Source organism: Ramlibacter tataouinensis TTB310, from assembly GCF_000215705.1.
Lineage (GTDB): Bacteria > Pseudomonadota > Gammaproteobacteria > Burkholderiales > Burkholderiaceae_C > Ramlibacter > Ramlibacter tataouinensis.
Window position 1 is genome coordinate 70478 of sequence record NC_015677.1, and the last position, 13341, is coordinate 83818.

General features: G+C 70.2%; 16 protein-coding genes and 1 pseudogene. 10 read left to right on the top strand and 7 right to left on the bottom strand.

The window, feature by feature from the left end; translation table 11 throughout:
- The first annotated feature begins 99 nt into the window (after positions 1-99).
- On the top strand, positions 100-945 hold the full coding sequence (locus tag RTA_RS00320) for a transglutaminase-like domain-containing protein (RefSeq protein ID WP_013899359.1): 846 nt from the start codon (positions 100-102) through the stop codon (positions 943-945).
- Here RTA_RS00320 and RTA_RS21145 read toward each other — a convergent pair.
- From RTA_RS21145 to RTA_RS00340, 5 genes and pseudogenes are all read right to left on the bottom strand, one after another.
- On the bottom strand, positions 942-1295 hold the full coding sequence (locus tag RTA_RS21145; protein ID WP_013899360.1) for a transporter of BASS family: 354 nt from the start codon (positions 1293-1295) through the stop codon (positions 942-944). The genes RTA_RS00320 and RTA_RS21145 overlap by 4 nt on opposite strands.
- A gap of 91 nt (positions 1296-1386) precedes the next feature.
- Positions 1387-1701 (bottom strand): annotated as a pseudogene (locus tag RTA_RS21150) (AEC family transporter); the annotation flags it as partial.
- Positions 1702-1716: 15 nt separating this feature from the next.
- Positions 1717-2475: a class II aldolase/adducin family protein gene (locus RTA_RS00330; protein ID WP_013899362.1), complete on the bottom strand. Its 759-nt coding sequence runs from the start codon at positions 2473-2475 to the stop codon at positions 1717-1719.
- A 57-nt stretch (positions 2476-2532) separates the two neighbouring features.
- Positions 2533-2799, bottom strand: a complete 267-nt coding sequence (locus RTA_RS00335; RefSeq protein WP_013899363.1) for a YkgJ family cysteine cluster protein — start codon at positions 2797-2799, stop codon at positions 2533-2535.
- A gap of 30 nt (positions 2800-2829) precedes the next feature.
- Positions 2830-3414: an NADPH-dependent FMN reductase gene (locus tag RTA_RS00340; protein WP_013899364.1), complete on the bottom strand. Its 585-nt coding sequence runs from the start codon at positions 3412-3414 to the stop codon at positions 2830-2832.
- A gap of 60 nt (positions 3415-3474) precedes the next feature.
- Here RTA_RS00340 and RTA_RS00345 point away from each other — a divergent pair, with 60 nt between their 5' ends.
- The 9 genes from RTA_RS00345 to RTA_RS00385 all read left to right on the top strand — a co-directional run bounded on the left by RTA_RS00345 (position 3475) and on the right by RTA_RS00385 (position 10936).
- On the top strand, positions 3475-3732 hold the full coding sequence (locus RTA_RS00345) for a type II toxin-antitoxin system Phd/YefM family antitoxin (protein WP_226986097.1): 258 nt from the start codon (positions 3475-3477) through the stop codon (positions 3730-3732).
- Complete coding sequence (locus RTA_RS00350) at positions 3732-4151, top strand: type II toxin-antitoxin system VapC family toxin (RefSeq protein ID WP_013899366.1); 420 nt, start codon at positions 3732-3734, stop codon at positions 4149-4151. The genes RTA_RS00345 and RTA_RS00350 overlap by 1 nt, the downstream gene beginning before the upstream one ends.
- 4 nt (positions 4152-4155) lie before the next feature.
- A complete protein-coding gene (gene mnmG / locus RTA_RS00355) occupies positions 4156-6114 on the top strand; it encodes a tRNA uridine-5-carboxymethylaminomethyl(34) synthesis enzyme MnmG (protein ID WP_013899367.1) in 1959 nt (652 codons plus the stop codon).
- Positions 6115-6172: 58 nt separating this feature from the next.
- A complete protein-coding gene (gene rsmG, locus RTA_RS00360) occupies positions 6173-6838 on the top strand; it encodes a 16S rRNA (guanine(527)-N(7))-methyltransferase RsmG (protein ID WP_013899368.1) in 666 nt (221 codons plus the stop codon).
- Positions 6839-6878: 40 nt separating this feature from the next.
- Positions 6879-7493 carry a LysE family translocator gene (locus RTA_RS00365; RefSeq protein ID WP_013899369.1) on the top strand — a complete coding sequence of 205 codons (615 nt, stop codon included), beginning with the start codon at positions 6879-6881 and terminating at the stop codon, positions 7491-7493.
- A gap of 8 nt (positions 7494-7501) precedes the next feature.
- On the top strand, positions 7502-8272 hold the full coding sequence (locus RTA_RS00370; protein ID WP_013899370.1) for a ParA family protein: 771 nt from the start codon (positions 7502-7504) through the stop codon (positions 8270-8272).
- A 54-nt stretch (positions 8273-8326) separates the two neighbouring features.
- Positions 8327-8866 (top strand): RBBP9/YdeN family alpha/beta hydrolase, encoded by a 540-nt coding sequence (locus RTA_RS00375; RefSeq protein WP_013899371.1) that lies wholly within the window; start codon positions 8327-8329, stop codon positions 8864-8866.
- Between the two features lie 20 nt (positions 8867-8886).
- Positions 8887-9804: a ParB/RepB/Spo0J family partition protein gene (locus tag RTA_RS00380; protein WP_013899372.1), complete on the top strand. Its 918-nt coding sequence runs from the start codon at positions 8887-8889 to the stop codon at positions 9802-9804.
- A gap of 127 nt (positions 9805-9931) precedes the next feature.
- Positions 9932-10936, top strand: a complete 1005-nt coding sequence (locus tag RTA_RS00385) for an SDR family oxidoreductase (protein ID WP_013899373.1) — start codon at positions 9932-9934, stop codon at positions 10934-10936.
- A 43-nt stretch (positions 10937-10979) separates the two neighbouring features.
- On the opposite strand, the gene RTA_RS00390 is transcribed toward RTA_RS00385, so the two are convergent.
- Positions 10980-11972, bottom strand: coding sequence for a D-2-hydroxyacid dehydrogenase family protein (locus RTA_RS00390; protein WP_041675813.1), 993 nt, complete (start codon positions 11970-11972; stop codon positions 10980-10982).
- Complete coding sequence (locus RTA_RS00395) at positions 11969-13339, bottom strand: MmgE/PrpD family protein (protein WP_013899375.1); 1371 nt, start codon at positions 13337-13339, stop codon at positions 11969-11971. Before RTA_RS00395 ends, RTA_RS00390 begins: the two co-directional genes overlap by 4 nt.
- Positions 13340-13341: the final 2 nt, after the last annotated feature.

Sequence of the window (13341 nt, forward strand, 5' to 3'; positions counted from 1 at the left end):
TCCTACAGCGAGCGCCGCCGCGCGCTTCTGTTGCGCCGGGCAGTGGTGTCTTAAGCTTCAGCAACCGGTGCCTGGAACGGGCCGGACCGGAAGACCACCTTGCACACCTCCACCGTCGAAGCCGTCCTGGAATACCAGGTGCGCGCGCCCACGCATTTCTGCTTCAACCTCGAGGCGGCGCACCGGCCCACGCAGAAGATCAACCGCGAGGCGCTCGCCGTGTCCTCGGGGGTGGCGGTGCACGGCTTCACCGACCCGCCCAGCGGCAACCGGTTCTTCCGTTTCGACGCCTCGCCGGGGCCCTTGATCGTGAGCTACCGCGCCGAGGTGGAGGTGGTCCCGGAGCAGGTCGACGAGCAGCTGCCGCAGACGCTGGTGGGGCAGGTGCCGGACGAGATCTTCCACTACCTCATGCCCACGCGCTACTGCGAATCCGACGTGCTGGGCACCGTGGCGCAGCAGCTGTTCGGCGACGGGCCCGAGGGGATCGCCAGGGTACGGCGCATCGTGCACTGGATCCACGACAGCATCGCCTACCAGCCTGGCTCGACCGACTCCATGACCACCGCGCGGGACGTGTTCGTGCGGCGCGCCGGCGTGTGCCGCGATTTCGCCCACCTGGGCATCACCTTCTGCCGGGCGCTCAACATCCCGGCGCGGCTGGTGGCCGGCTACGTGTGGTTCGACGATCCGCCGCAGGACTTCCATGCCGTCTTCGAGGCCTGGATCGGCGGGCGCTGGGTGCTGTTCGATGCGACCGGCCTGGCGCCGGTGGACCGGCTGGTGCGCACGGGCACGGGCAGCGATGCCAAGGACGTGGCCTTCGCCACCTTCTTCGGCGAGGTGGCGATGACGCGCAAGGAGGTGCGGGTGCACGAGCATGACCCGCGCGGCCGCGTGCCCGATGGCGGGCCCGCGGTGGCGCTGGCGGTCGGCGGCGCCTAGGCGCTCGCCCGGTGCGGGGCCGCTGCGCGCCGGGGCCGCAGCAGCAGCAGGCCGAACAGTGCCGCCGTGAGGTACATGGACACCGAGTAGATGGCCGAGGGCAGGGCGAGCTGGAAGTTGTCCAGCACCGACAGCGCGATGTACAGCGACAGCGTGGAGTTGTGGATGCCGATCTCGAAGGCGACGGCCGTGGCCAGGGACTTGTCCAGCCCGCTGGCGCGGCTCACGTGGTAGCCGGCCAGCAGGCTCAGCAGGTTGAACGCCACCACCGCTGGACCGATGCTGGCGAAAGACTCGCGCAGTGCGCTCCACTCCTTGGCGATGGCGATCAGGGCGAACGCGGCCAGCACCAGTGCGCTGAACCACCTGGCCGCCGCTGGCGAAGTGCTGGATCGCCCAGTTGGCGATCAGCGGCAGCGTGGCGATGGACAGCACGGTGTTGATGGCCGTCAGCGAGATGTTCATGGCCACGTTGCCGCCGAACAGGTGCGAGAACAGATTGGCCGACACGCCGCCCGGCGATGCCGCCAGCAGCATCAAGCCGATGGCGTACACCGGCGCCAGCCCGAATGCCGTGACGATGCCGTAGCAGGCGGCCGGCAGCAGCACCACCTGCAGCAGCAAGGCGACCACCACGGCGCGCGGATGGTGCAGCAGGCGCCGGAAGTCGCCCACCGCGAGCGACAGGCCCAGGCCGAACATCACCAGGGCCAGCGAGACCAGCAGCAGGGTGGGCAGCAGTTGGGTGAAGCTCATGGGGCGTCCCCGGCCTCAGGTCCTGTACGACGCATCGGTGCGGTCCAGCCTGCGCAGCAGGGCGGGCCAGGCGATGCCCGCGCCCTGGCCGGCAGTCACCTGCTTCATCACTTGCGGCAGGCCTTGCAGGATGCGCGGATCCACGGTGACCAGCTCGCCACCCCCGGCCTGCGCATCGATCTGGATGCGGCAGGTGTTCTCGAAGGTGTACATGGAGAGAAAGGCCTCGGGCACCGACTTGCCCACGGTGAGCAGGCCGTGGTTGCGCAGCACGAGGAAGGTCTTGCCGCCCAGGTCGGCCACCAGGCGCGGTCTTTCTTCGTCGCGCAGGGCCACGCCCTCGTAGTCGTGGTAGGCCAGGGAGGCCAGGACGAAGGTGCTCTGCTGGCTGATGGGCAGCACGCCGTTCTTCTGCGCGCTCACGGCCACGCCGGCGCGGGTATGGGTGTGCAGCACGCACTGCACGTCGTGCCGCGCGTCATGGATGCAGCTGTGGATGGTGAAGCCGGCGGGGTTCACGGGGAAGGGCGAGTCGATCACCTTGTTGCACTGCGCGTCGACCTTGACCAGCGAGGACGCGGTGATCTCGTCGAACATCAGCCCGTAGGGGTTGATCAGGAAGTGGTGCTCGGGCCCGGGCACGCGCGCGCTGATGTGGGTGAACACCAGGTCGCTCCAGCCGTACATCGCCACCAGGCGGTAGCAGGCGGCCAGGTCGACGCGCAGTTGCCCCTCCTCGGCGCTGACGACTTCCTTGAGGGATGCGATGTTCATGAGTGTCTCCTTGGAATGATGCGGCGCCATCTTGCACCCGCGGCAGGCAGCGCGGTGTCAAGCAACGGACATCGGCGCGGTCGCGCTTTCCAGGCGGCCGAGCCAGTGCAGGGCGTGGGCCGCGTCCGGGCCGCACATCTCGGCCGCGGGACGTAGGCCGCCGCATACGGCTGGCCGCTCGGGCCGGCCGAACAGACGGCAGCGGTGGGCGTCGTCCAGCTGCACGCAGCGCACGCCGGCCGGCTTGCCCTGCGGCATGCCGGGGATGGGCGAGCTGATGGACGGCGCGATGCAGCAGGCGCCGCAACCGGGGCGGCAGTTCATGCGGTGGGGGCGGGTGGGTGGCGCTGCCGGCTACGTTGCCTGGAAGCGGGTCGCGGCCCAGACCACCTGGTCGATGACGGTCTGCACGCTCTTGCGCGCGCGCTCGTCGGCCAGCTGGCCAGCGGCGTCGAAGGCGTCGCCGGCGCGGCCCAGGGCGAAGGTGGTGGGAGCGACCCAGAAGTGCAGGTTCATCAGCAGCGGCGCCAGGTGGCTTTGCGAACGCAGGCCGCCCAAGGCGCCCGGCGAGGCGCTGAGCATGCCCACCACTTTGCCGCGGGTGGACTTGAAGCCGTCCTGCCAGGCCGGGTCGGCGCGTACCGGGCTGGAGATCCAGTCCAGCGTGTTCTTCAGCAGCGCGGGGTAGCTGGCGTTGTACTCGGGCGCGCAGATGATCCAGGCCGGATGCTCCCAGCCGATCTGCTTGAGCCGCATCACGTCGGCCGGCGTGCCCTGGGCTTCCAGGTCGGCGTTGTACATGGGGATGTCGAAGTCGCCCAGCTCGAGGTGGGTGACCTCCACGCCCGGGTGGGCGTGCGCCAGGTCGGCGGTGGCACGGGCGAGCTGGCGGTTGAAGGATTGCTGGCGGGTGCTGCCCGCGAAAACCAGGAGCTTCATGGCGGGATTGCAGCACAGGTCGGTGCGGCTTGGGGCTTCTCGCCTAAAATGTACAAATCCATGGAGATGTACAAAATGCACGTGCTGCCGCTGAGCGAGTTCCGCGCCAATGCCTCGGCCATGCTGGACTTGGTCGAGAAAGGCGAGACCGTGCGCATCATGCGCCACGGCAAGCCTGTGGCCGATCTGGTTCCGGTGGTACCCGAACCTGCCTCGAAGCCCAGCTACCAGGCACCGTTCGAGCCGGTGATTCCCTTGCCCGCCGGCTATTCGGCCGTCCGCGGCTTGCTGGACGAGCGGGCGCAGGAGCGGTGGTGATGCGCGTGCTGTTCGACACCTCGGCGCTGCTCAAGCGTTACCTGCCCGAGCCGGGCCGCGAGGCCCTGTTGTCACTGATGGGGCAGGCGCGCCCGGTCGTGGCCGCGCCAAATTGCAAGGTGGAGCTGTACTCGGCGCTCAACCGCGTGCGCCGTGACACCGGCGCTTCCGACGAGCTGTACCGGCAGACCTGCGCCGAGGTGGAGCGCAACTTCGGCGACTTCAACGTGGTGCCCATGACCGGCGTGCTGGAACGGGCCGCCATCCGGGCGCTGGAAGCAGCGCCCTTGCGCGCCGGTGACGCGCTGCACGTCGGCGCGGCGCTGGCCGCGGGGGTCGACCTGTTCGTCACGGCCGACCGACGACAGTACCAGGGCGCCCTGGCCACCGGCCTGAAAGCCACCTTGCTGGAGGAGTGAAGCGATGCTGTACCCCGAAGAATTCGACGTCATCGTGGTCGGTGGCGGCCATGCCGGTACCGAGGCGGCGCTGGCCGCCGCCCGCATGGGTTGCAAGACCCTGCTGCTGACCCACAACATCGAGACGCTGGGCCAGATGAGCTGCAACCCGTCCATCGGCGGCATCGGCAAGGGCCACCTGGTCAAGGAAGTGGACGCGCTGGGCGGGGTCATGGCCATTGCCACGGACGAGGGCGGCATCCAGTTCCGCATCCTCAACGGCTCCAAGGGCCCGGCGGTGCGGGCCACCCGGGCCCAGGCCGACCGGGTGCTCTACAAGGCCGCGATCCGGCGACGGCTGGAGAACCAGCCCCATCTGCAGCTGTTCCAGCAGGCGGTGGACGACCTGATGGTGGAAGGGGACCGGGTGGTGGGCGCCGTGACCCAGGTGGGCATCCGGTTCCGCTCACGCACCGTGGTGCTGACCGCCGGCACCTTCCTGGACGGCAAGATCCACGTGGGGCTGAACAATTACGCCGCCGGCCGGGCTGGCGACCCGCCGGCCGTGTCGCTGTCGGCCCGGCTCAAGGAGCTGCAGCTGCCGCAGGGCCGGCTCAAGACCGGCACACCACCCCGGATCGACGGCCGGACCATCGACTTCTCCCGGTGCGAAGAGCAGCCGGGTGACCTGGAGCCCGTGCCCGTGTTCAGCTTCATGGGCCGCGCCGAGATGCACCCGCGCCAGGTGCCGTGCTGGATCACTCACACCAACGAGCGTACGCACGAGATCATCCGCTCCGGCTTCGACCGCAGCCCCATGTTCACCGGCAAGATCGAAGGGGTAGGGCCGCGCTACTGCCCCAGCGTGGAGGACAAGATCAACCGCTTTGCCGGCAAGGAAAGCCACCAGATTTTCCTGGAGCCGGAGGGCCTGGACACGCACGAGGTCTATCCCAACGGGATTTCCACCAGCCTGCCGTTCGACGTCCAGCTGCAGCTGGTGCGCTCCATGGCAGGCCTGGAGAACGCGCACATCCTGCGGCCGGGCTATGCCATCGAGTACGACTACTTCGACCCGCGCTCGCTCAAGAGCAGTTTCGAGACACGGCAGATCGCCGGATTGTTCTTCGCCGGCCAGATCAATGGCACGACCGGCTACGAGGAAGCGGCGGCGCAAGGCCTGTTCGCGGGCATCAACGCGGCGCTGCAGTGCCAGGGGCGCGAGCCCTGGCTGCCGCGCCGCGACGAGGCCTACCTAGGCGTGCTGGTGGACGACCTGATCACCAAGGGGGTGACGGAGCCGTACCGCATGTTCACCAGCCGCGCCGAGTTCCGGCTGCAACTGCGCGAGGACAACGCCGACATGCGCCTGACCGAGGCGGGCCGCCGCCTGGGCCTGGTGGATGACCGGCGCTGGGAGGCGTTCAACCGAAAGCGCGATGCTGTTTCACGTGAAACGCAGCGCCTGGCCTCGACCTGGGTGAATCCTCGCAACCTGCCGGCAGCCGAATCCGAGCGCGTTCTGGGCAAAGCCATCGAGCATGAGCACAACCTGGGCGACCTGCTGCGCCGGCCGGGGGTGGGGTACGAGGTGCTCACCGGCATGGACGGCGGCCGCCTCGCTTCACCGGCTGTTTCACGTGAAACCTTGGGCGAGCTGTACGAGCCGGTGGTCGAGCAGATCGAGATCGCGGCCAAGTACGCCGGCTATATCGAGCGCCAGAAGGACGAGGTGGAGCGCACCGCTTCCTACGAAAACCTGCGCCTGCCCGCCGAGCTGGACTACATGCAGGTGGCCGCGCTGTCGATCGAGGTCCGGCAGAAGCTGAGCCGGCACCGGCCAGACACGCTGGGGCAGGCCTCCCGAATTTCCGGCATCACACCGGCGGCGATCTCGCTGCTGCTGGTGCATCTCAAGAAAAACCGGTTCCGCGGTTTCGGCGACAGGGCGGACCGGCAGGCAGCGGACGCGCCCGTTGCATGAAAAGGCTGGCTTTTGCCCCGCCCTGGGGCAGGGCGGTCCATCCGCCGGAGCTTGCCTCTTGAGTGCTTCCGGGAGCCATCCGCTGTCCGCGCCGCTGGCGACTGGCCTGGCCGCGCTGGGCTTGGCCTTGGCGCCGGACCAGCAGGCGCGGTTGCTGGCCTACCTGGACCTGATCGCCAAGTGGAACCGGGTCTACAACCTGACCGCGGTGCGCGAGCCTTACGAGATGCTCACCCACCACCTGCTGGACAGCCTGGCGGTGGTGCAGCCTTTGCATCGCCACACCGGCGGGGCGGCAGCCCGCGTGCTGGATGTGGGATCCGGCGCCGGCCTGCCCGGGGTGGTGCTGGCCATCTGCGAACCGCAGATGCAGGTGGACTGCGTGGACACGGTGGCCAAGAAGGCGGCGTTCATCCAGCAGGTGGCCGCCAGCCTGGGGCTTGCCAACCTGCGTGGCCTGCATGACCGGGTCGAGCACCTGGCCGGGCCGTACGACGTGGTCTGCTCCCGCGCCTTTGCCTCGTTGCGGGACTTCGTCACCTGGTCGGCCGGCGCGCTGGCAGAGCACGGGGCTTGGATGGCATTGAAAGGCAAGTACCCGGAAGCCGAGATAGCCGTGCTGGGCCAGGAAGTGGCCGTGTTTCACGTGGAACCCCTGCATGTTCCCGGCCTGGAGGCCGAGCGTTGCCTGGTCTGGCTGAAAAAGCAGCCGGCGGCGCGCTAGCCGTCACGTAAACTCGGCCTTCCATCCGAGGGGGCTCACGTTGTTCGGCATCGCAGACTACGGCGCGTTCGTCGCCGCCATCATCCTGTTCCTGGCCATTCCGGGCCCCGGCAACCTGGCGCTCATCACCTCCACGGGCAAGGGCGGCATCCGCGCCGGACTGGCCGCCACCCTGGGCGTGATCGCGGGTGACCAGGTGCTGATGTGGGCGGCCGTGGCCGGAGTGGCCGCCTTGCTGGCTGCCTACCCGACGGCTTTCGCCGCCGTGCAATGGCTGGGCGCCGCCTACCTGGCCTGGCTGGGCCTGAAGATGCTGCTGGCCAAGCCGGGTGATGCGCCGGTGCTGCACATGGAACCGCGGCGCTATTTCCGGCAGGCGGCGGTCATCACCCTGCTCAACCCCAAGGCCATCGTCTTCTACATGGCGTTCTTCCCGCTGTTCGTAGACCCGGCTCGGCATCAAGGAATGTTCACCTTCGGCGCCATGGCGCTGACCATCGCCGTGCTCACTTTTCTGTATTGCGCGACCGTGGTGCTGCTCACCCATTTCCTGGCCGAGCGACTCAAGGCCAGCCCGCTCATCGGGCGGGTGCTGGAGAAGGTGGCGGGCGTGTTCCTGATCGGCTTCGGCGTCAAGCTGGCCGTGTCCAAGTAAGCCGCGTCATGGCCAAGATCTTCTGCATCGCCAACCAGAAGGGCGGCGTCGGCAAGACGACCACCACCGTGAACCTGGCCGCCGGCCTGGCCAAGGTGGGCCAGCGCGTGCTGATGGTGGACCTGGACCCGCAGGGCAATGCCACCATGGGGTCGAACGTGGACAAGCGCAAGCTCGCGCACACGGTCTACGACGTGCTGCTGGAATCCGCCACCGTGGCCGAAGCGCGCGTGAACAGCGAGAAGTGCGGCTACCACGTGCTGGGCGCCAACCGCGACCTGGCCGGCGCCGAGGTGGAACTGGTGGACCAGGAGCGCCGCGAGAAGCGCCTGAAGGATGCGGTGGCCGCGGTCGATGCCGACTACGACTTCGTGCTGATCGACTGCCCGCCTTCGCTGTCCATGCTCACGCTCAACGGCCTGTGCGCCGCACACGGCGTGATCGTGCCCATGCAGTGCGAGTACTTCGCGCTGGAAGGGCTGTCGGACCTGGTCAACACCATCAAGCAGGTGCACGCCAACCTGAACCCCGACCTGAAGATCATCGGCCTGCTGCGCGTGATGTACGACCCGCGCATCACGCTGCAGCAGCAGGTGAGCGACCAGCTCAAGGCGCACTTCGGCGAGAAGGTGTTCGACACCGTGATCCCGCGCAACGTGCGCCTGGCCGAGGCGCCCAGCTACGGCCTGCCCGGCGTGGTGTTCGACCCCGCGGCGCGCGGCAGCCAGGCCTTCGTGGAGTTCGCCAACGAAATGGTGGGACGCATCCACAAGATGTGAAGGCCGGCCGCAAGGTCGCATGGCGTCAAGTTCTTTCGCTATTGAATCGGTAGCATGAAACCTTCCAACGTCCTGCTCCTGCCAGGCTGGGGCAACAGCGGCCCGCAGCACTGGCAAAGCCTGTGGGAGCAGCGCCATGGCTATGCGCGCGTGGAGCAGCACGAGTGGGCGAAGCCGCTGCGCGGCGACTGGGTGGCGCGTCTGGAGGAAGCGCTGCTCTCGTGCGACGAGCCCGCCGTGCTGGTGGCCCACAGCCTGGGCTGCATCCTCGTCGCGGCCTGGGCCGCGCGCTCGCGCAACACGAACCGGGTGAAGGCGGCGCTGCTGGTGGCCCCGGCCGATACCGAGCGGCCCGCGATCCGGGAGCAGCTGCCCAGCTGGTCGCCGATCCCGCTGCGCCGGCTGCCGTTTCCCGGCGTGCTGGTGGCCAGCCGCAACGACCCGTACTGCGCCCTGGAGCGCGCGCGCCTGTTCGCGCACGCCTGGGGCTCGCAGTTCATGGACTACGGCGACTGCGGGCACATCAACGCCGACTCGGGGCTGGCCAGCTGGCCCGAGGGCCACGTGTTGCTGCAGGACCTGATCAACCACTGATTTCCGGAAGAAGACCGACGATGGCAACCAAACGACCCAAGGGCCTGGGCCGCGGCCTGGAAGCGCTGCTGGGCCCCAAGGTGGAGGAGGGCGCGGCCGATGCACCCGCCCCCAACCCCGGCCTGCCGGCCTCGCTGCGCCTGGAGGACATGGTGCCCGGCGTGTACCAGCCGCGCACCCGCATGGACGAAGGCGCGCTGTACGAGCTGGCCGAGAGCATCAAGGCCCAGGGCATCATGCAGCCGATCCTGGTGCGCAGGCTGGCCGATGGCGCCGCCGCTGGCAAGTACGAGATCATCGCCGGCGAGCGGCGCTTCCGTGCCGCCAAGCTGGCCGGCCTGGACAGCGTGCCGGTACTGGTGCGCGACGTGCCCAACGAGGCCGCCGCCGCGATGGCGCTGATCGAGAACATCCAGCGCGAGGACCTGAACCCGCTGGAAGAGGCCCAGGGCCTGCAGCGCCTGATCCACGATTTCGGCCTCACGCACGAGCAGGCGGCGCAGGCCGTGGGCCGCTCGCGCAGCGCGGCGTCCAACCTGCTGCGCCTGCTGAACCTGGCCGAGCCGGTGCAGACCCTGCTGATGGCCGGCGACCTGGACATGGGCCATGCCCGCGCGCTGCTGGCGCTGGACCGCGCGGCGCAGATCACCGCGGCCCACCAGATCACCGCGCGCCAGCTGTCGGTTCGGGAGACCGAGGGCCTGGTCAAGAAGATCGGTGCCGAGTTCAACCTGACCTCGCCCAAGCCCAAGAAGGAGAAGTCGCGTGACCTCAAGCGGGTGGAGGAGGAGCTGTCGGACCTGCTCACCGCCGAGGTCGAGGTGCGGGTGAAGAAGCGCGTCAAGCGCAACGGCCGCGCCGAGGAGATGGGCGAGCTGGCCATCCAGTTCGGCTCGCTGGACGAGCTCAACGGGCTGATCGAGCGGCTGCGCGGCTGAAACGGCTCCGGCCGGCGTCGCGGCCCTTTCTTCCGTTTGGTATTGCGTCGCGTCCTACGCCGCAGGGCCTGGCCGCGCTTTCAGACTCCTGCCCGTGCCGATGTGTGCGGCCTCAGGAGATTCGAGAATGCATCCCAGCGTCAGTGCCAGCCCGAGCGCGGAAACGGCTTCCCGGCGCCAGGTGGTCGTGATCACCGGCGCTTCCAGCGGCATCGGGCGGGCCGCGGCGCTGCGCTTTGCGCAGGACGGTGCCGACCTGGTGCTGGCCGCCCGCGGGACCGAGGCTCTTGCGTACGTGGCAGCGGAGTGCGAGCGGCAGGGCGCGCGCGCCATCGCCGTGCCCACCGACGTGACCGACGCGCAGGCCCAGCGCCGGCTGGCCGAGCGCGCCATCGAGCGTTTCGGCGGCATCGACGTCTGGATCAACAACGTCGGGGTCGGTGCGGTCGGCGCCTTCGACCAGACGCCGGTGGAGGCGCACCGGCGGGTGATCGAGACCAACCTCATCGGGCACATCAACGGCGCGCACGCCGTGGTGCCGCACTTCCGCGCGCGCGGCCGCGGCACGCTGATCAACATGGCTTCGGTCGGCGGCTGGGTGCCCGCACCCTACGCGGCGGCCTACATCGCCAGCAAGTTCGGCGTGCGCGGTTTCTCGGAGTCGCTGCGCGCCGAGCTGTCCGCGTTGCCCGGCGTGCACGTGTGCGAGGTCTACCCCACCTTCGTCGACACGCCCGGCGCGCAGCACGGCGCCAACTACACCGGCCATCGCCTGCGGCCCGCGCCGCCGCTGCTGGACACGCGCCGCGTGGCCGATGCCCTGGTGGCACTGGCGCGGCGGCCGCGGCCCACGGTGTCCATCGGCAGCGTGGCCTGGCCTGGCCGCCTGGCCCATGCGGTGGCGCCCAACCTCGTGGGACGCGTGACGCGCTGGGCGGCCGACCGCGCCTTCTCACATGCCGACGGCGCACCCGTGACGGACGGCAACCTGTTCGCGCCCTCGCAAGGGCATGCCGTGACGGGCGGCTACCGCGCGCAGCAGGCGCCGGTCACGGTGCCACTGGCAGCGGCGGTGCTGGGCGCGGCGGGCCTGGCCTGCTGGTGGGCCTGGCGCGGGCTGGCCAGGCGCTGACCCGCCTCGTCCGCTGCGGCCCGGGCCGGGTGCGGGCGCCCGCTCAGTCCGGCTGCACCGGCAGCGGCCGCCCGTCCAGCCAGGCCGCGAGGTTGGTCACGGCGTCCTGCGCGAAGCGGGCGAACACCGGCTCGCAGACGAAGCCGTCGTGCGGCGTCATCAGCAAATTGGGGGCTTCGCGCAGCGGACTGCCCGCCGGCAGCGGCTCCTCGTCGAACACGTCCAATGCGGCCGCGCCGGGCCGGCCCGCGCGCAGCGCTTCGGCCAGGGCGGCGTGGTCCACCAGGGCCGAGCGCGAGGTGTTGACCAGCACGCTGCCCGGTCGCATCAGGGCCAGGCGCTCGCGGTTCATCAGGTGGCGCGTGGCGGGTGTGGGCACCAGGTGCAGGCTGACCACCGCGCTGCCGGCCAGCAGCTCCTCCAGCGGCAGGAAGCGGGCGCCGTGTTCGGCGGCCCGCTCGGCCGTCATGCGCGGGCTCCAGGCGGCGACCTCCATGCCGAAGGCGCGGCCCACGGCCGCCACGCGGGCGCCGATCTGGCCCAGCCCGACCAGGCCCAGGCGCTGGCCGTGCAGCACGCCCGGCAGGACCTCGGGCGCGGCTGCGCGCCACTGGCCGGCGCGCAGCCGCGCCGTGTGCGAGGGCAGCTGGCGGACGGCCGCCAGGATCAGCGCCCAGGTGAGCTCGCAGGTGCTCTCCTTGGAGGGGCCCCAGCCGGTGCAGCCCAGCGCGATGCCGCGCTCGCGCACCGCCGCCGCATCGAGGCGGGTATTGCGCGAGCCGGTGAAGACCAGGCACTTCAGGCGGGGCAGCTGGGCCAGCAGCGCGGCGTCGACCGCCGTCCGGTCGCGCACGAACACGGCCGCGTCCGCCTCGCGCAAGGCATCGACCAGCGCCGCGCCCGCCAGCGGCGCATGGTGCAGCGTCACCTCGGCCCGCGCGCGCAACGCGCTCCAGTCGGCCAGGCGCTCGAGCGCGCGCTCCCAGTCGTCCAGGACGACGATGCGCGGGCGGCCTGCGGCAGCCGTGCGGCTCATGGCCGGCACAAGGCGGCCAGCGCGCGCAGGTCGGCGGCCCGGCCCAGACCCCAGCAGGCCTCGATCAGCTGGCGCGTCCGGGCCGCGCCGAGCACCGGCTCGGACAGCCCGCTGAACTTGGCTTCCAGGTCGGCGTCGCTCATGGGACGCTGCAGCGAGCCGATGGCGTGCTCGACGAACACGTGCACGCGGCGGCCGTCGGCCAGCACCGCGGTGACATCGGCGCTGGCCTCGTCGATGCGGTCGTCCACCGTGGCCACCACCTTGCGGCGCAGCGCCACCATGTCGGGCCGGTTGACGATCTCGTCGGCATACTCGTGCTCGGTGGCCCGGCCGAACACCAGGCCGGCGGCGCAGCCGTGGTACACGCTGAACTTGCCCTGCAGGCCGTCGGCCGGCTCCTTCTTGCCGGTGAGCTCCAGCACCAGCGAGTGCACCTTCAGCTCGATGCGCTCCACCTGCTCAGGCTTCACGCCCTGGGCGCGCAGCTGGGTGCAGGCGTCGATGCTGGGATGGATGACGATGCCGCAGGCGAACGGCTTGTAGCTGTTGAACGAGATCTCGAAGCGCTGGCCGAGCTCGTCGGTGGCCTCGTTCCAGGCGCACTTGGTCGACACCACCTGGGCCCAGCCGCGCGGTGCCTCCAGCGCGCGCGGGCTGGCGGTAAAACCCTTGGCCGCCAGCAGCGCCGACATCAGGCCCGCGCGGGCCGCGGCACCGGGGTGGAAAGGCTTGGTCATGGTGCCGAACTGCTCGCGCAGGCCGATGGGCTGCGAGGCGGCGATGCCCAGCGCCATCTGGGTCTGCTGCGCATCCAGCTTGAGCAGGCGCGCGCAGCCGGCGGCGGCGCCCAGCATGCCGGTGGTGCCGGTGATGTGCCAGCCGCGGTCGTAGTGCTCGGGATAGACCAGGTTGCCCAGGCGGCAGGCCACGTCGATGCCCAGCACCAGCGCGTCCGTCACCTCGCGGCCGCCCATGCCCTTGTGCTCGGCCAGCGCGAGCAGGGCCGAGGCCACCGGGCCGGCGGGATGGATGATGGTCTTGAGGTGGGTGTCGTCGAAATCGAAGGTGTGCGAGGTGATGCCGTTGACCAGCGCGGCGCTGGCCATGTCCACGCGCTCGCTGCGCCCGGCGATGGTGGCCTGCGGCGCCGGCTGCAGCTCGGACACGGCGGCCACGGCGGCGTCCGCTGCTTCGTGCTTCGCTGCGCCGACGGCACAGCCCAGCCAGTTGAGGAAGGTGCGGTGCGCCTCGTGGTCGACCGCGTCGCTCCAGCCGCGCGAGGGATGCTGCGCGACGAACTCGCCGAGGATGCGGGTGATGGCCGGTGCGTTGTGATCGGCGGGGACTTGGGTATTGCGTGCCATGG

Excerpts from the sequence above, each read along its gene's own strand:
- RTA_RS00330 (WP_013899362.1), bottom strand. The coding sequence starts at position 2,475 with ATGAACATCGCATCCCTCAAGGAAGTCGTCAGCGCCGAGGAGGGGCAA.
- RTA_RS00370 (WP_013899370.1), top strand. The coding sequence starts at position 7,502 with ATGGCCAAGATCTTCTGCATCGCCAACCAGAAGGGCGGCGTCGGCAAG.
- RTA_RS00375 (WP_013899371.1), top strand. The coding sequence starts at position 8,327 with ATGAAACCTTCCAACGTCCTGCTCCTGCCAGGCTGGGGCAACAGCGGC.
- mnmG (WP_013899367.1), top strand. The coding sequence starts at position 4,156 with ATGCTGTACCCCGAAGAATTCGACGTCATCGTGGTCGGTGGCGGCCAT.
- RTA_RS00335 (WP_013899363.1), bottom strand. The coding sequence starts at position 2,799 with ATGAACTGCCGCCCCGGTTGCGGCGCCTGCTGCATCGCGCCGTCCATC.
- RTA_RS00340 (WP_013899364.1), bottom strand. The coding sequence starts at position 3,414 with ATGAAGCTCCTGGTTTTCGCGGGCAGCACCCGCCAGCAATCCTTCAAC.
- RTA_RS00390 (WP_041675813.1), bottom strand. The coding sequence starts at position 11,972 with ATGAGCCGCACGGCTGCCGCAGGCCGCCCGCGCATCGTCGTCCTGGAC.
- RTA_RS00395 (WP_013899375.1), bottom strand. The coding sequence starts at position 13,339 with ATGGCACGCAATACCCAAGTCCCCGCCGATCACAACGCACCGGCCATC.
- RTA_RS00385 (WP_013899373.1), top strand. The coding sequence starts at position 9,932 with ATGCATCCCAGCGTCAGTGCCAGCCCGAGCGCGGAAACGGCTTCCCGG.
- RTA_RS00350 (WP_013899366.1), top strand. The coding sequence starts at position 3,732 with ATGCGCGTGCTGTTCGACACCTCGGCGCTGCTCAAGCGTTACCTGCCC.
- RTA_RS00345 (WP_226986097.1), top strand. The coding sequence starts at position 3,475 with ATGGAGATGTACAAAATGCACGTGCTGCCGCTGAGCGAGTTCCGCGCC.
- RTA_RS00380 (WP_013899372.1), top strand. The coding sequence starts at position 8,887 with ATGGCAACCAAACGACCCAAGGGCCTGGGCCGCGGCCTGGAAGCGCTG.